Genomic DNA, 19,218 nt, shown 5'->3' with positions numbered 1-19,218 from the left:
GGCCGACGCCCGCCGGCGGGTCAGGCGGTTCGGGATGCCGTGGCGGCGAGGTCGAGCTCACCTTCGGCGATGCGTCGGACGACGTCGATCAGCAGTCGTCGCTCGACGGGTTTGATGCGCTCGTGCAGGGCGTCTTCATCATCGCCGGGCAGCACGGGGATCCGCTCCTGCGCCAGGATCGGCCCGGTGTCGACGCCCGAGTCGACGACGATGACGCTCGCGCCGGTCTGCTCGACCCCGGCGGCGAGCGCGTCGCGCACACCGTGCGCGCCGGGGAACTCCGGCAGGAACGCGGGGTGCGTGTTGATCATGCGGGGTTGCCATGCGGCGACGAGGTCGGCGGGCAGCAGGCGCATGAGGCCGCTCAGCACGACGAGGTCGGGCTGCCACACGGCGAGCTGCGCCCCGAGTTCGGCGCCCCACTCCTCGCGAGACGCGAACGCCCCGTAGGGCACGAGGAAGGTCGGGATGCCGAAGTGCTCGGCGTGGGCGAAGCCGTCGGCCTCGCGATCCGCACCGACCGCGACCACGCGCGCCGGGAAGTCGTGGGCGGATGCCGCCTCGAGCAGGGCGCGGAGGTTGGAGCCGGTGCCGGAGATGAGAACGGCGACCGTGAGCACGCGCCCAGTCTACGCAGGTGCGTCGACGCTCATAGGGTCGGGCGAGGTCGCGCCCGAGGTGCGGTCCGCCGACCCCCTCAGCGCCGGTGGTCGGTGTCGTCCCCCGCGCTGTCGCCGTCGGCCGCCGCCCAGGCTGCGCGGATACGCGCGCGCACGTCGTCGTCCGGCACGGCATCCGGGGTCGAGGACGGCGCGTCCGTCGTCGACGGGTCGCTCGGCGGCACGTCGGAGGTGCTCGTCGGAGCCTTCGTCTTCTTCGTCGACGCTCCCGCGCCGGCCGGGGTCGTCCCCGTGAGCGAACCCCCGAGGGAGACGCCGCTCGAATCGCTGCCGGTCGACGGCGCCCCGGTCGGGGTCGCACCCGCCGGCACGGCATCCGCGGGCTCGTCCGTGTCGCCTCCGGCCCACCCCGGCAGATGACCCCACCCCGACGGCGCCGTGGCCGGCGGTGCGTCGGGGTACCGATCGGTGGAGGGCCACGACGGGAGGTCCGAACGAGCACCGGACGACACGAACGCGGAGTTCCCGCCGGAACGAGCGGCGATGTCGTGGCGGTCGTCGTCGACGTCGTCCCCGCCCCCGCGCGGGCTCAGCAGCAGGATCGCGAGCCCGACGAGCACCTCGAGTCCGAGCACGAGGGCGAGCGGGCCGGGCTCGGGTCCCGTGTCGGCGAGGCGTCCGGGACCGATCGAGCCCGATGAGGCGAGGGCGGCGAGCGCACCGACACCGCCCGTGAGCGCGGCGACGGCGAGCGTCACCACCAGGCGCGGGCCGAACGGTTCGGGGCCGGCGGTACGCGGCATCCGGGATCGCAGCATCCATCCGGTCATCACACCCACGGCCACGGGCAGCAACGCGAGGAGGAGCAGCCACGACGAGGTCGAGTCCGGCACGGCGCCGAGCACCGGGATGCCGGGGAGCGCGCCGACCTGCGTCCCGGCCGGGGTGACGGCGGTGTCGGTGCCCAGGGCGAAGCCGGGGCCGGCCGTGAAGGCCACCGCCCACACGACGAGGGTGGGCAGGTACATGAGCTGGCCGAGGGCGATGACGGTCGCACCGATCGCATCCGCGTTGCTCGCCTGATACAGGCCGATGACCTGAGCGGAGCGCGCGATGAGGCCCACGACGACCACGACGCCGCCGACGGCGACGAGTCCGAGGGTGGTGAAGGCGAGTCCCCTCACGACGAGCGCGGGCACCTCGGCCCAGGCGTGCGGGAGCCGTCGGATGCGCGTCCGCAGGGCATCGACCGGGCCGTCGTCGCCGACGCGCCAGGCGCCGATGAACGCGCCCAGGAACGACGGCACGAAGAACAGGAGCGACGGGAGCAGGATGGCCAGCCACACCTCGGATGCCACCAGCTCGGCGTTGGCGCTCACCCCCACGAGCGCCGCGATCCCGGCGAAGACCACCGAGCCCGAGAGCCACCCGGTGATCGCCGCCCCGGCCGCGGCCGCGCGAGCTCCGGAGCGAGCGGCGAACAGGGCGGTGAAAGCCGCGAGGGCGAGCGGCGCGAGCGACAACGTGAACGATGCGAACGTGGGATCGATGCCGGTCGCCGCGAGGTACGCGTCGGGCAGGGTGACCGTGACCGGCACGAGATGACCGAGGTGCCAGATGGAGGCCGAGGCCGGCCACAGCGCTCCCCAGTCGGGGTCGCCGACGCCGAAGACCCACAGCAGCGCGAGGGGCGCGAGGATCACCGCGATGCCGCCCGCGGCGGCCAGCACGGCGTCGAGGGCGGCGAGGAGGGCGACGAGAAGGCGATGCATGGGCGAGAGGAACCCTACCCGGGCAGCCGGAGCCCGCCTCTCAGGCGCGGCGGCGTCGCCGCACTCCCCGATCGTCGGAGAGGCCCGCTGCAGCGAGGACGACGACCCCGGCCAGGAGCACGAGCAGCGCCACCAGCACGGCACGGCCCGTCACCCGCGCGACCCGCTTCACGACGCGTCGTCGCCGAGAGGTCCCCGAGCTCGTCGAAGGGACCGGACCCCGCCCGCGCCCGGAGGCTTCGACAGGCACAGCCCTCTCCGCCGCAGCACACCCGGACGCGTCGACGGGCTGAGCCACCTCCCCCGCAGCAGCGTCCGCCGCCGCAGCCTCACGCGCCTCGCGCCAGCGCTCCCACACGATGTCAGCCAGCCGCGGGTCGGCGCCGATCGGCTCCGACGTCAGGTCGGCCTCCGCCTTTTCGATCACGCGCGAGAAATGCCCGGGGGCGAGCACGTAGCTCGCCGCCACCGTCCGCTCGCCTGCGGAGCGCGCCGCGCCCACGGCATCCGGAATGCGAGGTTCGGATGCCGCGGCGTACGCCGTCACGATGGGGCCGGCCACGCCGGCATCCGCCATGAGCTCTGCCATCCGCTCGACGTCGACGACCGCGCCCGGGCGCGTGGAACCGGCGGCGGCGAGCACGACCGTGTCGGTGGCGCCGGCACCGGTGGCGCGCACGCGGTCGGCGAGGATCTCGGCGAGCACCGGGTGCGGCCCGAGGGCGCGGGCGATGGGCAGGCCTCCGGCGGCCTCCACGAGGTCGACCTCGGTGTGGTAACCGGTCGAGAGCAGCAGCGGCACGATGACGATGTCGTCCGTGCGCTCGCGCGCGGCGGCCACCACGTCGGTGACGAAGGGCCCGTGGACGTCGACGTAGGCCTCGTGCACCTCGACGCCCTCGGGCGCGGTCTCGCGCAGCACGTCGAGCAGCGCGCGGATGACCACGCGCCCTTCTTCGAACCGGGTGCCATGGGCGCTGGCGATGAGTACGGCGGTCATGAGTCCTCCTCGTCGACCAGGTCGAGACGGTAGCCGCGTTTGTAGACCGTGCGGATCAGGTCGATGCCGCCGAGCGCCTCGCGCGTGCGGGCGACGGCCACCTCGACCGCGTGCCCGCTCGCCTCGGCGCTCGAGAGTGCGGCCACCAGGTCGGTACGCGAGACGACCGCGCCGGGGTGGCGTGCGAGGGCCCGCAGGATCTCCACCCCCGTGCGCGGCAGGGCCGTGAAGACGCCGTCGAGCACGATACCGGCCGATCGGATGCCGAGGCGACCGACCGTCGTGGGGATCGCGGGGGCCTCGGGGCCGCCGTAGTGCGTCACGACCGCGCGGACGAGCGCGCCGAGGCGCCCCCGGTCGGGCACGAGCGGATCGATCCCGGCGTCGAGCAGGGGGCCGGCGGTGATCGGACCGACCGCAGCCACCAGCACCCGGCCGTCTCGAGCTCGGGATGCCACCCCCTCGAGGGCGTGGGCGCGGCCGGCTGCGAGAATCCACTCGCGCGCCGCGGGGGCGGAGGTGAACAGTACGGCGTCGACCTCGCCCCGGGCGACCTGGCGGGTCGATGCTGCGACGACCTCGGGGTCGGGCGGCGGACCCCAGCGGTAGATGGTGAGGCTCGTCACGCGGGCGCCCGCCGCCTCGAACGCCTCGTCGAGGCCGTCGGCACCCGAGCCGTGGTGCTGCACCGCGACGTGGAGCCCCTCGATCCCTTCGGCGACGAGGAAGTCGCGCAGCTCCGCCGCCGTCTCGCTCTCGGCCACCCAATCGGCCTCGAACCCCGCCTGCTGGATCGCTCCGCGCGCCTTGGGGCCGCGCGCGACGATGCGCGCCCGCTCGAGCACGGAGCTCAGGTCGTCGTGCAGGCCCGCCTCGTCGGCGGTCTCCATCCAGCCGCGGAATCCGACGCCGGTGGTCGCGACCACCACGTCGGGCGGATCCGCGACGAGTTGGCGGGTATGGGCGATGAGCTCGTCGTCGTCGACGTGCGGGATGATCGTCAGCGCCGGAGCGACGCGCACGCGCGCACCGTGACGCTCGAGGGCCGCCGACAGCTCCCCCGAGCGCCGGTCGACGGGAAGCAGCATGGTGCACCCCTGGAGCACCGTGCTGATCGTCCGGACGGGAGCGGTCACCCGGCCCCCTCGCCCCGCAGCGCGGGCACCGGCATCAGCAGGTCGGCGCGGGCGACCTCGCCGAACACGAGCACCGCCGGGTTGGCCAGGCGGTGGGTCTCGGCATCCTGGATCGCCGTGCCGAGGGTCGTGCGGATCGTGCGCTGAGCGGGCGTGTGGCCGTTCTCGACGAAGGCGACGGGGCGCGTGTCGGGCGCACCCGCGGCGCGGGCGGCCGCGACGAAGCGGGGCAGAGCGCTCACACCCATCAGCGCGACCACCGTGGCGGTGTCGTCGCGAAGGGCGGCGAGGGTGGCCTCGCTCGGCGTCTCCTGACCGTTCACAACGTGCAGAGTACCGGCCACACCCCGGTGTGTGACGGGGACACCCGCGGCCGACGGCACTGCGATGGCACTCGAGATGCCGGGGACGACCTCGACGGGGATGCCGGCGGCCCGGCACGCGAGGACCTCTTCGCCGCCGCGGCCGTAGACGAAGGGGTCGCCGCCCTTCAGACGCACGACCCGCAGGCCCTTCGCGGCGCGGTCGACGATGATCGCGTTGATCTCGTCCTGCGGCACGGGGTGGTGCTGAGGCCGCTTGCCGACGTCGATCAGCTCGACGTCGTCGCCGAGTTCGGCGAGCACGCCGGTGGGTCCGAGGCGGTCGTGCACGACGACGTCGGCCTCGGCGAGCAGGGCGCGAGCGCGCACGGTCAGCAGGTCCACCGGACCTGGGCCGCCGCCGACGAGCGCGACACCCCCCACGGGTGTGCGCCGTCGGCGGCGGAGCGGAAGGGCGCCTTCGGCGAGGCGCGCGGCGATGGCGTCGCGCACGGCGACGCTGCGGCGCGGGTCGGCGCCGGCCGTTGAGACGACGCCGACCATCACGTCGCCGCTGGTGGTCTCGGCGGCCAAGCGCGCGGTGCCCTTGCCCCCGTGCCCGGCGTTCACGCACCACACGCGCCGCGCCTCGGCCGCGTCGACCACGAGGGCGTCGATGGATGCCAACCCGGTCGCGGTGTGGCAGAACCAGGCGTCGTCCAGATCGGACGCCTCGAACGGGCGGGCGAGCCACTCGATGTCGCCGGCCGCGGCGAGTGCCGCGAGAGCGACGGTGGCCTGGGGCGCGATGACGCGCACGCGGGCACCCGCGGCACGAAGGCGGTCGATACGGCGTTCGGCGACGCGGCCCGCGCCCACGCAGACGACGAGACGGTCGGTGAGGTCGAGGCCTGCGAGGGCGATCATCGGGGGTCTCCTGGGATCTTCACGTGCACATCGCCTTCGGCGACGGCCACCGGGTAGACGGCGAGCGACTGCGGATCCTTGCCCTGCGTGTCGAGGCAGCCACCCGTGCGCAGGTCGAACACCTGCTTGTACATCGGGGATGCCACGGTGGGAACGCCCGCTCGATCGCCGACGATGCCGCGCGACATGATGGCCGCGCCGCTGAACGGATCGATCTGGTCGGTGGCGTAGAGCCGACCGTCGAAGGTGCGGAACAGCGCGATCTGCCGGTCGCCGATGAGGGCGGCGGCCCCGCGCTCGACGAGCAGGTCGTCGACGCGGCAGACGCGCACCCAGCCCGCGGCGGGGGCGGGCGGAGCCGCGGGGGCCGTTGCGCCGGCAGCGGGCGCGGGGGCCGGCTCCGCGGCGCCGGACGCGGCGGAGGCGAGGACGGAAGCTGCCGACGGAGAGGAGGCGGGCGACGGCGGCGCGGCCGCGGCCGCCGTGACCGACGGCGAAGCAGCGAGCGGCGGGGCGGCGGGGGCAGCGGCATCCGGGGTCATGGCATCCGTTTCCGTGGCATCCGGGGTCGTGGCATCCACGATCGTCACGAGCGCACCGCCAGCGTCGTGCCGCCGATGAACACGGCACCCGAGGTGCGCTCCTCGTCGGTGGCGGGGCGGGGCTGTCCGCGCTCGGAGACGTACGCAAGCGTGGGGTCGGCCTTGTCGGGGGCGTTCACGAAACTCTGGAACCGCTTGAGCTTCTCGGGGTCGGCGAGAGTCGCGGCCCACTCGTCCTCGTAGTTGTCGATGTGCGCGGCCATGGCGCGGTCGAGGTCTTCCGCAACGCCCAGGGTGTCGTCGAAAACGACGCCCTTCAGCGCGTCGAGGCCGCCCTCGTAGTCCTCCATCCACGGGGCCGTCCGCTGAAGCCGGTCGGCGGTGCGAATGTAGAACATCAAGAACCGGTCGATCGCCCGCAGCAGCCCGTCGTCGTCGAGCCCCTCAGCGAAGAGCACCGCGTGACGCGGGGTGAAGCCGCCGTTGCCGCCGACGTACATGTTCCAGCCGGCCTCGGTGGCGATGACCCCGACATCCTTGCCGCGGGCCTCGGCGCACTCGCGCGCGCAACCCGAGACGCCGAACTTGATCTTGTGCGGCGAGCGCAGACCGCGGTAGCGCAGTTCGAGCTGCACGGCCATGCCGACGGAGTCCTGCACGCCGTAGCGGCACCAGGTCTGACCGACGCACGACTTCACAGTGCGCAGGGACTTGCCGTACGCCTGCCCCGACTCGAAGCCGGCGTCGACGAGGCGCTTCCAGATCTCAGGCAACTGCTCGAGACGGGCACCGAACATGTCGATCCGCTGGCCGCCGGTGATCTTCGTGTAGAGCCCGAAGTCGCGGGCGACCTCGCCGATCACGACGAGCCCCTCGGGCGTGATCTCGCCACCCGCGATGCGCGGGACGACGCTGTAGGTGCCGTCGCGCTGGATGTTGGCCATCACGTGGTCGTTGGTGTCCTGCATCGTCGCGAGCTCGCCGTCGAGCACATGCCCCGAGTACAGGCTCGCCAGAATGCTGGCGAGCGCCGGCTTGCAGATGTCGCAGCCGCGGCCGGTGCCGAAGCGCTCGACGATCGAGGTGAAGGTCTTCAGGCCCGACACCCGGACGGCGTCGAAGAGCTGCGCGCGGGTGAACGCGAAGTGCTCGCAGAGGCCGTTCAACACTTCTTTTCCGGATGCCGCCAGCTCGGTCGCGACGAGCTTCTTCACGAGCGTGAAGCACGAGCCGCACGCCGCTCCCGCCTTCGTGCACGCCTTGACCTCGGCGGCATCCGCGCAGTCGTGCTCGGTCACGGCATCCCGAACCGTGCCCGCGGTCACGCCGTTGCACGAGCACACGATGGCGTCGGCCGGCAGGTCGCCCTGCGGGGCCGGCGCGAGGTCCGAGGGCATGAGGTACGCCGCCGGGTCGCCGCCGAGGGCGCGACCGACGAGGGGGCGGAGGGAGGTGTACGCCGAGGCGTCGCCGACGAGGATGCCGCCGAGCAGGGTCTGCGCATCGTCGCTCAGCACGAGCTTCTTGTAGACGCCCGACACCGGATCGGCGTAGGTGACGTCGAGCGCATTCGGCGTCTCGGCGAACGCGTCGCCGAAGCTGGCGACCTCGACGCCCGAGAGCTTGAGCTTGGCCGAGGTGTCGAAGCCGGGGAACGACGCCTCGCCTCCCAGCAGGCGGGTGGCGGCGACCTCGGCCATCGCGTAGCCGGGGGCGACGAGACCGATGCACTGGCCGTCGAAGCTGGCGACCTCGCCGATCGCGAGGATGGAGGGGTCGGAGGTGTCGCACCCTCCGTCGATCACCACGCCGCCGCGGGCGTCGACGGCGAGGTCCGCGGTGCGGGCGAGTTCGTCGCGGGGCCGCACGCCGACCGTGAAGACGACGATGTCGACGGCCTCCCACGTGCCGTCGCGCAGCTCGATACCGCACACGGCGCCGGAGATGTCGGCATCCACCCGGGTGGTCACCGACGACGTGCGCACCTCGATACCGCGCGCCTCGATGAGCCGCTGCAGCGCCTTCGCGCCGCCCAGGTCGAGCTGGGCCGACATGAGCCGCTCGTTCGACTGCAGCACGAACGGCGAGACGCCCTCGGCCTGCAGGGCACCCGCCGCTTCGAGACCGAGGAGGCCTCCGCCCACCACCGCTCCGCGCAGGGGACGACCCAGCTGCGCCGAGCGCTGGGCGACCCAGGCGCGCATCCCGGCGACGTCGTCGAGCGTGCGGTACACGAAGCAGCCCTGGTGATCGAAGCCGTCGAGCGCGAGGCGGGCCGCGTACGAGCCCGTGGCGAGCACGAGGCGGTCGTAGGAGTGCGTGGAGCCGCCGGCCGTTGTGACGGTGCGGTTCTCGCGGTCGATGCTCGTCACGCGCGCATCAGTCTCGACCCGCACCCGCTCGTGATCGAGCACGGCGGGATCGAGGGCGAGGTCGTCGGGTGTCTTGCCGTTGAAGTAGCCGGTCAATCCGACGCGATCGTAGGGGCCACGGGCCTCGTCGCCGAGCACCGTGACCGCCCAGCGTCCGACGGTGTCGCGGCTGGTGAGGCTCTCGACGAAGCGATGCGCCACCATTCCCGCGCCGACGACGACGACGGAGCCGGATGACGCAGGGTGGAGCACGTCGTCACCGTACGCGGCGGACTTTGCGCGGCGGTCAGCGGCGTGTTTCGTACCGGTTGCGGGGTTCGTGCGGGCCATGCCCCGACGCTAAGCAACGGAGGTTTCCCCGCCCTCGCCCCGGCGTTACCCCCGGCGAACGTTTCTCTCACGGGGCCGCGGTGTTCGTGTGAGGTTTGCGCCCCCCGGCATCCATCACCCGGCCCCCTGACCCGTCGAGTGTCCAGAACACGCCGCATCCCCCGGCGAGCAGCGGCGTGTCTCGGACACTCAAGAGGCGGGCGGAAGCGCCCCCCTCGGCCCGCCGCGGCGACCCACCCCCGTTGAGTGTCCAGAACACGCCGCATCCCCCGGCGAGCAGCGGCGTGTCTCGGACACTCGACAGCTCGACCGGCGGCGCCCGCCTCCACGCCGCGGAGCGCGGCCGCGGGCCCCTTGAGTGTCCGGAACACGCCGCCTTCGCGAAGGCGCAGCGGCATGTCTTGGACACTCAACGAGGGGGGCGCCCGCGGGGGCGGGGGGCCGGGGCGGGCTCTAGGCCACCGGCTCGAGTACGAACAGCTCGATGCGGCGGTCGGTCTTCTTCTGGTACTCGTCGTAGTCGGGCCAGACCTCGGTCGCGTAGCCCCACCACTCGTCGCGCTCGGCCCCCTCGGCCTGGTGCGCGTCGTACTCCTTCTTCACGTCGCCGTCCTGCAGGGCGACGCGGGGGTTCTTCACGAGGTTGTAGAACCAGGCCGGGTGCTCGGGCGCCCCACCCTTGGATGCCACGACCGCGTACTTGCCGTCGTGCTCGACGCGCATGAGGGCGGTCTTGCGCAGACCCCCGGTTTTGGCGCCGACGGTGGTGAGGACGATGATGGGTACGCCCCGCATGTCGGCGGACTCCTGGCCCCCCGTGGCTTCGAACGTCTCCGCCTGCTGGCGGGCCCATTCGCTGGTGCTGGGTAGATACTCTCCTGAGAGTGACATAGCTCACACGATACGTCGGCGTCTTCCCCTCCGGTCTAACCCTTCCCCCTTTTTCTGGAGCCTTCATGAGCGCTTCCGCTCCCGAGACCACGACCGTTCCCGCCCCGAAGAACCGTCTCGACAGGTTCTTCGAGATCACCGCCCGCGGCTCGACCGTCGGCGCCGAGGTGCGCGGCGGCGTCGTCACCTTCGTCACGATGGCGTACATCGTCATCCTGAACCCGATCATCCTGTCGGGAACCCCCGACGTCGCGGGCAACGCCCTCGGCTTCCCCCAGGTCGCCGCCGTCACCGCTCTCACCGCGGGCGTCATGACGATGCTGTTCGGCCTCGTCACCCGCCTGCCATTCGCGTTTGCGGCGGGCCTGGGCATCAACTCGTTCCTGGCCGTCGGCATCGTCGGCGGGGTCACCTGGCCCGAGGCGATGGGTCTCGTCGTCATCAACGGCCTCATCATCGTGCTGCTGGCGGTCACCGGCCTCCGCCGCATGATCTTCGAGGCCGTGCCGCTCGCACTAAAGACCGCCATCACCGTCGGCATCGGCCTGTTCATCGCGTTCATCGGCTTCGTCGACAGCGGGCTGGTCACCGCGACCGGGCTCAACTCACCGCCGGTCGGTCTCGGTGTCGGCGGCTCGATCACGACGATCCCGACGGCGCTGTTCGTGCTGACCCTCGTCATCACCGCCGTGCTGATGGTGCGCAAGGTCAAAGCCGCGCTGCTGATCGGACTGGTCTCCGGCACGGTGATCGCCGTGATCGTCGAGGCGTTCGTGGGCCTCGGCGCCAAGGCCGACGGCAACGCCGGCGGGTGGGGGCTGAGCGTGCCCACCCTGCCGTCGCAGCTCGTGAGCCTGCCCGACCTGTCATTGGTCGGCCAGGTCGACCTCGTCGGATCGTTCGGCCGCATCGGCGTGCTGGCCGCGCTCATGCTCGTCTTCACGCTGGTGTTCACGAACTTCTTCGACGCGATGGGCACGATGACCGGCCTCTCTCGCGAGGCGGGGCTCGCCGCCCCCGACGGCACCTTCCCGCGTCTGCGTTCGGCGCTGGTGATCGAGGGCATCGGCGCCGTCGCGGGCGGCGCCACCTCGTCGTCGTCCAACACGGTGTTCATCGAGTCGGGATCGGGTATCGGCGAGGGCGCCCGCACGGGCCTCGCGAACGTCGTGACCGGAGCCCTGTTCCTGCTGGCGATGTTCTTCACGCCGCTGACGAGCATCGTGCCCACCGAGATCGCGGCCGCCGCCCTGGTCATCGTCGGAGCGCTGATGATGGGACAGATCCGCCACGTCGACCTCAGCGACCTGTCGGTGCTGATCCCGGTCTTCCTGACCGTCACGATCATGCCCCTGACGTACTCGATCGCCAACGGCATCGGCGCGGGCTTCGTCAGCTGGGTGCTCATCCAGGCGCTGTCCGGACGCGCCCGCCGGGTGAGCCCGCTGCTGTGGATCGTCGCCGCCGGCTTCGTCGTCTTCTTCGCCCGCGGGCCGGTCGAGGCGCTGCTCGGCTGATCGTCGCACGCCTCGAAGAGGCCTGGATGCCATCACATCCGGGCCCGGTCTGAGTCGCTGCCGCGGCGCGGCGGAGCGACGGGGGCCGCGCCGAGGCCGCATTCGTTCGTCGAGGACGCACCCCTTCGCCTCCCAACGGATACGTCTTCGGTAATCGCGCGCGGCCTCGCGGAACCCGAAGCCGCACCCACCGAACGCACACCGGCCCACCACCGCTCGCTCACTCCCCCGGGAACGCGAAAGGGCCCGGATGCCATGGCATCCGGGCCCTTTCGTCAGGAAGCGTCAGAGGGCTTCGATGATCTCGCGCATCAGCGACGCGGTCTCGGACGGCGTCTTGCCGACCTTGACACCGGCGGCCTCGAGGGCCTCCTTCTTCGCCTGGGCGGTACCGGCCGAGCCGGAGACGATGGCGCCGGCGTGGCCCATGGTCTTGCCCTCGGGGGCGGTGAAGCCGGCGACGTAGCCGACGACGGGCTTGGTGACGTTCTCGGCGATGTAGGCAGCGGCGCGCTCTTCGGCGTCGCCGCCGATCTCGCCGATCATGACGATGGCCTTGGTCTCGGGGTCGGCCTCGAACGCGGCGAGCGCATCGATGTGTGTGGTGCCGATGACCGGGTCGCCGCCGATGCCGATGGCGGTCGAGAAGCCGAGGTCGCGCAGCTCGAACATCATCTGGTAGGTCAGGGTGCCCGACTTCGACACGAGGCCGATCGGACCCTTGCCGGTGATGTTCGCGGGCGTGATGCCGACGAGCGCCTCACCGGGCGTGATGATGCCGGGGCAGTTCGGACCGATGATGCGGGTCTTCTCGCCCTTGCTCTTCGCGTAGGCCCACGCCTCGGCGGTGTCGCCGACGGGCACGCCCTCGGTGATCACGACGAGGAGGGGGATCTCGGCGTCGATGGCCTCGACCATCGCGTCCTTCGTGAAGGCCGGGGGCACGAACGCGATCGACACGTCGGCGCCGGTCTCGCGGATGGCCTCTTCGACCGAGGCGTAGACGGGCAGCTCGACGTCGTTGCCCGACGCGTCCTTGTGCGAGACGGTGGTGCCGGCCTTGCGGGCGTTCACGCCACCGACGACCTGGGTGCCGGCCTTGAGCATGAGGGCGGTGTGCTTGGTGCCTTCGCCGCCGGTGATGCCCTGGACGATGACCTTGGAGTCCTTGTTGAGGTAGATCGACATGTTCTCTGTATCCCTGTCCCTTACGCGTTGGCCAGTTCGGCGGCCTTGTCGGCGCCCTCGTCCATACCGGCGGCGAGGGTGACGAGCGGGTGGTTGGCGGCGGCGAGGATCTCGCGGCCCTCCTCGACCTGGTTGCCGTCGAGGCGCACGACGAGGGGCTTCGTCGCGGTGTCACCGAGGATCTCGAGGGCCTTCACGATGCCCTCGGCCACGGCGACGCAAGAGGTGATGCCACCGAAGACGTTGACGAAGACGCTCTTGACCTGCTCGTCACCGAGGATGACGTCGAGACCGGCGGCCATGACGGTCGCCGAGGCGCCGCCACCGATGTCGAGGAAGTTGGCGGGCTTGACGCCGTTGTGCTTCTCGCCCGCGTAGGCGACGACGTCGAGGGTCGACATGACCAGACCCGCGCCGTTGCCGATGATGCCGACCTGGCCGTCGAGCTTGACGTAGTTGAGGTCGTGCTGCTTGGCCTTGGCCTCAAGCGGGTCGGCCGCGTCCTTGTCTTCCAGCGCCTCGTGGTCGGGGTGGCGGAAGCCGGCGTTCTCGTCGATCGAGACCTTGCCGTCGAGGGCGATGATGTCGCCGTCTTCGCTCTGGATGAGGGGGTTCACCTCGACGAGCGTTGCGTCTTCGCCCTTGTAGACGTTGAAGAGCTTGACGAAGACGTCGGCGACCTTGGGCGCGAGCTCCTCGTCGAACTTGGCGGCGCGAGCGATCTCGAGCGCCTTCTCGGGAGTGATGCCCTCGATCGGGTCGACCTCGATGCGCGCGAGCGCCTCGGGACGCTCGACGGCGAGCTCCTCGATCTCCATGCCGCCCTCGACGCTCGAGAGCGAGAGGTAGGAGCGGTTGGCGCGGTCGAGCAGCACCGAGAAGTAGAACTCCTTGGCGATGCGGGCGCCGGCGGCGACCATAACGCGCTTGACGACGTGGCCCTTGATGTCGAGGCCGAGGATGGCCTGAGCCGCCTCGAAGGCCTCGTCGGGCGTCTTCGCGACCTTCACACCGCCGGCCTTGCCGCGGCCTCCGGTCTTGACCTGAGCCTTGACGACGACCACGCCGCCGATCTTCTCGGCGGCCGCCTTCGCCTCCTCAGGGGTGTCGGCGATGATGCCGGCGAGTACCGGCACCTCGTACTTTTCGAACAGGTCTCGTGCCTGGTACTCGTAGAGATCCACGGACAATCCTTCGCTGGGCGATCGGTGGTGGGAGGAGGCGAACTCTCTCGATATCAAGAGATATTCACCAAGCGACAACCCTACCCGACCGGGCTGAAATCCCCCGACCCTCACCCCTTCGAACGGAGGGAGCCGAGGCCGGTCATCCCGGATTGTGCACGAGTTCGATGCGGATCCCGTCGGCGTCCTCGAGGAAGCTCGCGTAGTAGGTGGGAGTGAACCGGGGGTAGGTCTTGGGCTCGCGGACCACCGCCCATCCGGCATCCCGGGCGACGCTGTGCAAGCGGTCGACCTCCGCACGGGAGCCCACCGCGAAGGCCAGGTGCTGCCACCCGACGCGTCCGTGCTGATGCGGACCGGACACCGGGTCGCGGGCGGGGAGGACGATGAACTCCGTCTCGCCCTCCGTGTACCACGAGGCGCCGTTGCTTCCGTCGGTTCGCTCCATGCCGAGAGCCCGCAGGATCGGATCGAACTGCGCGATCGCGCGATCGACATCCGACACGCTGACACTGAGATGATCGAAGAGCGGCATGCGTCCAGTCTGCCCACCCTCATGCGACAGAGCACCAGGACGTGCGCCCTTCTCGTCGGCGCACTAGTCTCTCCCCATCCGAGATGGGAGCCCCCGTGCACGCTGCCTTCTTCTCGCGCACGGGCGACCCGTCGGTCATCGAATGGGGCGAGCTGCCCGACCCCTCGCCGGGCCCCGGGCAGGTGCGGGTGCGTCCGCAGGCGGTGGCCGTGGATGCCGTGGACACGCTGGTGCGGTCCGGACGGTGGACCACTCCGCTGGCGTTCCCCGTGGCGGTGGGCCGTGATCTCGTCGGTGTGGTCGACGCCATCGGCCCGGGCGTGAGCGGACTGCGTGAGGGCGACCGCGTCTGGACGAGCTCCGCGGGCTACGCCGGACGCCCCGGTGCAACCGCCGAGCTCGTCGTCGTCGACCGCGACCGGCTGTACGACGTTCCGGATGCCGCCGACCCCGTCGCCTTCGTCGCCTCGCTGCATCCGGCGACCACCGCCGTCGCCGCGCTGCACCTGCGCGCGGGAGTGCAGCCCGGGGAAACGCTCGTCGTGGTCGGGGCGAACGGCGCGGTCGGCGCGGCGCTCGTGCAGGAGGGCGTGGCATCCGGCGCCGACGTCGTCGCCGTCGTCCGCGACCGCCGCGCGGCGGACGTCCTCGGCCAATGGGGTGCCGAGGTCGTCGTCGCCGATGCCGGCTCTGCGGCCGAGGCTGTGGCGGAGCGCCGGCCGGACGGCATCCACGTCTTCATCGACACCACCGGTCGCGCCGACACGGCGTCCGCGGTCGCGCACCTGGTCCCGCGGGGACGGGTGATCGTGCTGGCCGGGCGCACCTCGGCCGAGATCGACCTGTGGGCGCTGCAGGTACGCGAACTTCGCGTCGAGGGGTTCATCCTCAGCGCGCTCGACGTCTCAGAGCTGCAAGAGGTCGCGGGGCGGGTGAACGCCCGCTGGGCCGCGGGACGTCCCCTGACAGCCCACGTCGGCGAGGTTCTCGGATTCGCGGATGCCGTTGATGCGCACCGGCGCATGGAGGCGGGCGACCTGCCCCGCACGGCCGACGGCTTCGTCGGACGCCTCGTGCTCGTGCCGGACGCTACTTCTTGGGGCGCACCACGAACCACGCGATGACCGCGCCGAGGATGCCGACGACCAGTCCGATCGAGATGCCGAAGCCCACCCCGATCGAGGGCACGAGCATCCCGAATACCGGACCCGCGATCATGCCGACGATGACTCCGATGATGATGTACCGAGTCAGTCCCGCGTCTGCTGCTGCCTTCTCCGCCATGCGGCGACTGTAACGGCCCTCGAAACCCCGGGGACAGTCCTTGACGGCATCCGCGGGGCGCATCCCGGGCGCAGACGGCACCGTTCGCGTCACCGGATCCGACGGGCGAGTCGCGGAGCATTGATAGGCGACGGGGGTGGCGGGCCGCTCGCTAGGCTCGATCCCCCACCTCTCTCCCTGGAAGTCGTATCGTGCCCTCAGCCGTGACCCTCATCCGTTCCTCCGCGCTGTCGAGCGCCGCCGAGTACGCCTACGCCGCCACCGCGCCCGCCGACTCCCGCCTCGTCTTCCTGGCGGGATCGTGCCCGCTGAACGACGACGGGTCGACCGCCGGTGTGGGCGACTACGCCGCACAGGCGGCGAGGTGCATCGAGACCATGACGATCGCCCTGCACGCGGCCGGCGCCGAGCTCACCGACGTCATCAGCACCCGTGTGCTCGTCGCTTCGTCACGTCAGGCCGATCTCGTCGCCGCGTGGGAGGTCGTGCGCGACGCGTTCGGCGAACACGACGTGCCCAGCACACTGATGGGCGTGACCGTCCTCGGCTACGACGATCAGCTCGTCGAGATCGAGGCGGTCGCCGCGGTCGTCGACTAGATCCACCCCCGCTCCCGCGCGTGGATCGTGGCCTGCTGCCGGCTCGCCAATCCGAGCTTGCCCAGCACCGACGACACGTGGTTGCGCACCGTCCCCGCCGACAAGTGCAGTGCCGCCGCGATCTCGGCCACCGTCTCACCGCGAGCGCCGGCGCGCAGCACGTCGAGTTCGCGGTCGGTGAGGGGGCTGCGCTCGTCGCTCAGCGCGTCGGCGGCGATCTCGGGGTCGACGTAGCGACGCCCGGCGGCGACCTCGCGGATCACCGCGGCGACGTCATCCGCGGGCCGTGACTTGGGCAGGAACCCGTCGACGCCCGCACCGAGTGCCCGCCGGAGAACGCCGGGCCGCGCGTGCCGCGTGACGATGACGCAGCGCGAGGGAACGCTTCGTAGTATCCGCGCGGCCGTGTCGACGCCGTCGAGGCCGGGCATCTCGAGATCGAGCAGGCACACGTCGGGCCGCAGCCGCTCGGCTTCGGCGAGAGCGCTCTCGCCGTCACGGCACTCGGCGACGACCTCCAGGTCGTCCTCGAGTCGCAGCAACGCGGCGAGCGCCGTGCGGATCATGTCTTCGTCGTCGGCGATGAGCACGCGGATCATGCCGTTACCCCCTCGGGCACGTGGACGGTGAGGCGGAATCGGTCGCCGAGGCGGGTGGCATCCATCGTCCCTCCGACGGCGCCGACGCGGTCGGCGATGCCCGAGAGGCCGGCCCCGTCGCCCACCGGCGAGGCTGCCCCGCGGGCGTCGTTCTCGACCGTGAGCACCCAGGCTCCTCCGTGACGGGCGAGCGAGAGGGATGCCGAGCCCCCGACGCCGTGCTTGAGCACGTTCGTCGTGGACTCCCGTACGACCGGGCCGAGCACGTCGGCCGGTGCGCCGCCCGCCGCACTGTCGACGAGCAGGTCGACGGTGAGACCCGCGGCGCGCAGCAGGTCGGCGGCGTTGGCGAGTTCGTCGGGGAGGGGCACGCCTCGGAACCTCGCCGCGAGGTCGCGAGTGCCGCGGCGCGCCTCGTCGACGCTCGTGCGCGCCGCGCGCACCTGTTCGATGGCGGCCTCGGGGTCGCGGGCCATCATCTTCTCGGCGAGTTCGAGTTGCAGGGCGATCACCTGCAGGTGGTGGCCCTGGAGGTCGTGCAGGTCGCCCGCCAGGCGCAGTCGTTCCTGCGCCGCGGCGAGCCGCCCCTCGGCACGGCGCGCGCGGTCGAGTTCGCGCACGATGTCCCACCACCACAACGACGTCGCGGACAGCGGCGGAAGCATCGCGACGAAGAGCGGCAGGGCGAACCCGCTGACGGCGTACCCGTCGGGGTGGAGGCGGGCGGCATCCACCCACCACACCGCGGCGATCACGACGAGCAGCAGAACGACCAGCCGGAGCCGGATTCCGTGCCGCCACCGCACGAGGCACAGGGTCTGCGCGGCGAACCCGACGCCCACCAGCAGCGAGCCCGTCGAGACCCCCATCAGCGCCGCCGAGACGAGACCGAGCAGGACGAGCGGCCAGACGGGGCGACGGGCGGTGTCATCTCCGTCGTCGAGGGGCTCGCGGCGGTAGTGCACCAGCAGCAGGACCGCGGATGCCACCGAGCCCACGGCACCGACGAGGTTGAGGACGATCTCGAGCGACGTGCCTTCGAGCACGACCACGAACGACCAGATGAAGACGGCGAAGACGTGGAGGAACACGATCGACAACGCCGTGTACCACCATGTTGCGCGCACATCGCGGGCATAGGTCGCGGAGGAGGTGCTCATCCCGGCCACTGTACGGCCGTGACATTCGTCACGGGTGGCGGAGTCAATCGCTGTGCAGAACGCGGGCGTAGAGGAGCATGTCGCGGCGCCGGTCGCCGATGCGGTGATAACTGTGCAGCAGCCCCTCGCGCTCGTATCCGGCGCGTTCGGCGGTGCGGATGGACGGCACGTTCCACGGCTCGATGTACAGCCCGACGCGGAACAGGCCCGGAACCGTCGCGCCGAAGGCCGTCAGGGCGCGGAGCGCATCGGCCGCGAGCCCTCGGCCGCGGGAGGAGGGAGCGACGACGTAGCCCGCGGTGGAACGGCCTGCGGAGAGCTCGGCGGTCCAGAGGCCGCAGTGTCCGACGGCCTCCCCGGTCGCGGCGTCCTCGATGGTGAACGAGAAGCCGGCCCCCTCGCCGTGACGGCCGCGTTGCTGAGCGATCCACGCGCGCGCGTGCTGCTCGGTCGCGTCGGCGGGGAGGGTGCCCGTCTGCGCGATGTACGGGTCGGTCGCCAGCTCACGCACCATGTCGACGTCGCCGTCGGTCACCTCGCGCAGCAGGATGCCGCCGTACGCGGGCGGCGTGGCAGGCCAGGGCGGAAGAGGCATCGGCGGCATGGGTCCATCCTGCCCGCGCCGCGGGTCAGTCTCTCCGATCGACGTCGCGGTGATCGTCAGACAGGTCGGTCAGCGCGCGATCCCAGAACTCACTCGTTTCGGTCGAGCGGTCGAGCGGTGCGGCATCCATCGGCCGTGGCGGCGTCCACCCGTCGGCCGCGGACTGCGCCGCGCCCGCACCCATGACCGGCGCCAGGGCGGAACGCACGGCGTCCGTGCGCCGACCGGCATGGCGGCGGAACAGCGCGATCGACAGACGGACCAGGATGCCGATGCCGAGCACGGCGAAGAAGAAGTACTGCAACGCGGCGAAGAGAGGGGGCATGACGTGTCCTCCTTGCGCCGCAACCGTTGCGGGTGATCGACGCTACCCGGCATGCCACTCGGGCGAAAGCGCAGCTCCACATCCCGCTCCGGCGCCCGTGGGTCCGGTGCTGGCGGGAGGTGATGGCGGGAGGAGGGTCGGGGAGCGGAGGACGTATCCGCCCTTCCCGTTCCTCCCGTCGACAGATCTCCTCCCCTCCTCCCCCGCCGTGACCGCCGTGCCCGCCGTGACATTCGTCACGGGTGACCCGCCGTATCCTCCCGCGCGGTCGTGACACCGCGACACTGCCGCCGCGCGACCGGAGCCGATGGGATGGAATCACCGCGGAACA

19 protein-coding genes are annotated in these 19,218 nt (G+C 71.7%); 3 read left to right on the top strand and 16 right to left on the bottom strand.

The genetic code is table 11. The annotated features are described in order from the left end of the window. Window positions 1-20: 20 nt before the first annotated feature. From purN to ACXKZF_RS03565, 8 genes are all read right to left on the bottom strand, one after another. The gene (gene purN, locus ACXKZF_RS03600; protein WP_055958808.1) at window positions 21-620 is read right to left on the bottom strand and encodes a phosphoribosylglycinamide formyltransferase; all 600 of its coding nucleotides are present in this window, start codon (window positions 618-620) and stop codon (window positions 21-23) included. A gap of 77 nt (window positions 621-697) precedes the next feature. Then, window positions 698-2,392 carry a cell division protein PerM gene (locus ACXKZF_RS03595; RefSeq protein WP_488985407.1) on the bottom strand — a complete coding sequence of 565 codons (1,695 nt, stop codon included), beginning with the start codon at window positions 2,390-2,392 and terminating at the stop codon, window positions 698-700. Between the two features lie 40 nt (window positions 2,393-2,432). Continuing rightward, window positions 2,433-3,392 (bottom strand): sirohydrochlorin chelatase, encoded by a 960-nt coding sequence (locus tag ACXKZF_RS03590; protein WP_488985406.1) that lies wholly within the window; start codon window positions 3,390-3,392, stop codon window positions 2,433-2,435. Next, window positions 3,389-4,528, bottom strand: a complete 1,140-nt coding sequence (locus tag ACXKZF_RS03585; protein ID WP_488985405.1) for a uroporphyrinogen-III synthase — start codon at window positions 4,526-4,528, stop codon at window positions 3,389-3,391. The genes ACXKZF_RS03590 and ACXKZF_RS03585 overlap by 4 nt, the downstream gene beginning before the upstream one ends. Beyond that, complete coding sequence (cobA, locus tag ACXKZF_RS03580; RefSeq protein ID WP_488985404.1) at window positions 4,525-5,757, bottom strand: uroporphyrinogen-III C-methyltransferase; 1,233 nt, start codon at window positions 5,755-5,757, stop codon at window positions 4,525-4,527. Before cobA ends, ACXKZF_RS03585 begins: the two co-directional genes overlap by 4 nt. Next, entirely contained in the window at window positions 5,754-6,338 is a 585-nt protein-coding gene (nirD, locus tag ACXKZF_RS03575; RefSeq protein ID WP_488985403.1) for a nitrite reductase small subunit NirD, read from the bottom strand. The genes cobA and nirD overlap by 4 nt, the downstream gene beginning before the upstream one ends. 5 nt (window positions 6,339-6,343) lie before the next feature. Continuing rightward, entirely contained in the window at window positions 6,344-9,001 is a 2,658-nt protein-coding gene (nirB, locus tag ACXKZF_RS03570) for a nitrite reductase large subunit NirB (protein ID WP_488985402.1), read from the bottom strand. A 453-nt stretch (window positions 9,002-9,454) separates the two neighbouring features. After that, on the bottom strand, window positions 9,455-9,892 hold the full coding sequence (locus ACXKZF_RS03565) for a nitroreductase family deazaflavin-dependent oxidoreductase (protein WP_243224057.1): 438 nt from the start codon (window positions 9,890-9,892) through the stop codon (window positions 9,455-9,457). Window positions 9,893-9,957: 65 nt separating this feature from the next. Between ACXKZF_RS03565 and ACXKZF_RS03560 the strand changes: the two genes are divergently transcribed. Further along, window positions 9,958-11,409 carry an NCS2 family permease gene (locus ACXKZF_RS03560; protein WP_488985401.1) on the top strand — a complete coding sequence of 484 codons (1,452 nt, stop codon included), beginning with the start codon at window positions 9,958-9,960 and terminating at the stop codon, window positions 11,407-11,409. A gap of 285 nt (window positions 11,410-11,694) precedes the next feature. Here the strand turns inward: ACXKZF_RS03560 and sucD are convergent, their stop codons facing one another. The 3 genes from sucD to ACXKZF_RS03545 form a co-directional block, all read right to left on the bottom strand. After that, window positions 11,695-12,597: a succinate--CoA ligase subunit alpha gene (gene sucD / locus ACXKZF_RS03555; RefSeq protein ID WP_055958823.1), complete on the bottom strand. Its 903-nt coding sequence runs from the start codon at window positions 12,595-12,597 to the stop codon at window positions 11,695-11,697. A gap of 20 nt (window positions 12,598-12,617) precedes the next feature. After that, window positions 12,618-13,781 (bottom strand): ADP-forming succinate--CoA ligase subunit beta, encoded by a 1,164-nt coding sequence (gene sucC / locus ACXKZF_RS03550; RefSeq protein ID WP_488985400.1) that lies wholly within the window; start codon window positions 13,779-13,781, stop codon window positions 12,618-12,620. Between the two features lie 142 nt (window positions 13,782-13,923). After that, window positions 13,924-14,316 (bottom strand): VOC family protein, encoded by a 393-nt coding sequence (locus ACXKZF_RS03545; protein WP_488985399.1) that lies wholly within the window; start codon window positions 14,314-14,316, stop codon window positions 13,924-13,926. 95 nt (window positions 14,317-14,411) lie between these two features. Between ACXKZF_RS03545 and ACXKZF_RS03540 the strand changes: the two genes are divergently transcribed. Next, window positions 14,412-15,440, top strand: a complete 1,029-nt coding sequence (locus ACXKZF_RS03540; protein ID WP_488985398.1) for an alcohol dehydrogenase catalytic domain-containing protein — start codon at window positions 14,412-14,414, stop codon at window positions 15,438-15,440. Here the strand turns inward: ACXKZF_RS03540 and ACXKZF_RS03535 are convergent. Continuing rightward, window positions 15,406-15,600, bottom strand: coding sequence for a hypothetical protein (locus ACXKZF_RS03535; protein WP_156459262.1), 195 nt, complete (start codon window positions 15,598-15,600; stop codon window positions 15,406-15,408). The genes ACXKZF_RS03540 and ACXKZF_RS03535 overlap by 35 nt on opposite strands. 191 nt (window positions 15,601-15,791) lie before the next feature. On the opposite strand from ACXKZF_RS03535, the gene ACXKZF_RS03530 reads away from it, so the two are divergent. Further along, window positions 15,792-16,199 (top strand): RidA family protein, encoded by a 408-nt coding sequence (locus tag ACXKZF_RS03530; RefSeq protein WP_488985397.1) that lies wholly within the window; start codon window positions 15,792-15,794, stop codon window positions 16,197-16,199. Here the strand turns inward: ACXKZF_RS03530 and ACXKZF_RS03525 are convergent. The 4 genes from ACXKZF_RS03525 to ACXKZF_RS03510 are packed head-to-tail and all read right to left on the bottom strand — an operon-like array spanning window position 16,196 to window position 18,887. Next, a complete protein-coding gene (locus tag ACXKZF_RS03525; protein WP_183418385.1) occupies window positions 16,196-16,798 on the bottom strand; it encodes a response regulator transcription factor in 603 nt (200 codons plus the stop codon). The two genes, ACXKZF_RS03530 and ACXKZF_RS03525, sit on opposite strands and share 4 nt — an antisense overlap. After that, entirely contained in the window at window positions 16,795-17,958 is a 1,164-nt protein-coding gene (locus tag ACXKZF_RS03520) for a sensor histidine kinase (protein ID WP_488985396.1), read from the bottom strand. The genes ACXKZF_RS03525 and ACXKZF_RS03520 overlap by 4 nt, the downstream gene beginning before the upstream one ends. A gap of 43 nt (window positions 17,959-18,001) precedes the next feature. Continuing rightward, window positions 18,002-18,562 carry a GNAT family N-acetyltransferase gene (locus ACXKZF_RS03515; protein WP_243224051.1) on the bottom strand — a complete coding sequence of 187 codons (561 nt, stop codon included), beginning with the start codon at window positions 18,560-18,562 and terminating at the stop codon, window positions 18,002-18,004. A gap of 25 nt (window positions 18,563-18,587) precedes the next feature. Then, window positions 18,588-18,887, bottom strand: coding sequence for a hypothetical protein (locus ACXKZF_RS03510; protein WP_488985395.1), 300 nt, complete (start codon window positions 18,885-18,887; stop codon window positions 18,588-18,590). Window positions 18,888-19,218 lie beyond the last annotated feature (331 nt).

The organism is Microbacterium sp. ABR10 (assembly GCF_057812175.1).
The sequence above is the reverse complement of the archived record's forward strand: the minus strand, read 5'-3'. Positions and strand labels throughout refer to the sequence as shown.

Coding starts and splice junctions, on each gene's coding strand:
- ACXKZF_RS03595 (WP_488985407.1), bottom strand. CDS start 2,392: ATGCATCGCCTTCTCGTCGCCCTCCTCGCCGCCCTCGACGCCGTGCTG.
- ACXKZF_RS03590 (WP_488985406.1), bottom strand. CDS start 3,392: ATGACCGCCGTACTCATCGCCAGCGCCCATGGCACCCGGTTCGAAGAA.
- cobA (WP_488985404.1), bottom strand. CDS start 5,757: ATGATCGCCCTCGCAGGCCTCGACCTCACCGACCGTCTCGTCGTCTGC.
- nirB (WP_488985402.1), bottom strand. CDS start 9,001: ATGGCCCGCACGAACCCCGCAACCGGTACGAAACACGCCGCTGACCGC.
- ACXKZF_RS03565 (WP_243224057.1), bottom strand. CDS start 9,892: ATGTCACTCTCAGGAGAGTATCTACCCAGCACCAGCGAATGGGCCCGC.
- ACXKZF_RS03560 (WP_488985401.1), top strand. CDS start 9,958: ATGAGCGCTTCCGCTCCCGAGACCACGACCGTTCCCGCCCCGAAGAAC.
- sucD (WP_055958823.1), bottom strand. CDS start 12,597: ATGTCGATCTACCTCAACAAGGACTCCAAGGTCATCGTCCAGGGCATC.
- ACXKZF_RS03545 (WP_488985399.1), bottom strand. CDS start 14,316: ATGCCGCTCTTCGATCATCTCAGTGTCAGCGTGTCGGATGTCGATCGC.
- ACXKZF_RS03535 (WP_156459262.1), bottom strand. CDS start 15,600: ATGGCGGAGAAGGCAGCAGCAGACGCGGGACTGACTCGGTACATCATC.
- ACXKZF_RS03525 (WP_183418385.1), bottom strand. CDS start 16,798: ATGATCCGCGTGCTCATCGCCGACGACGAAGACATGATCCGCACGGCG.
- ACXKZF_RS03520 (WP_488985396.1), bottom strand. CDS start 17,958: ATGAGCACCTCCTCCGCGACCTATGCCCGCGATGTGCGCGCAACATGG.
- ACXKZF_RS03515 (WP_243224051.1), bottom strand. CDS start 18,562: ATGCCGCCGATGCCTCTTCCGCCCTGGCCTGCCACGCCGCCCGCGTAC.
- ACXKZF_RS03510 (WP_488985395.1), bottom strand. CDS start 18,887: ATGCCCCCTCTCTTCGCCGCGTTGCAGTACTTCTTCTTCGCCGTGCTC.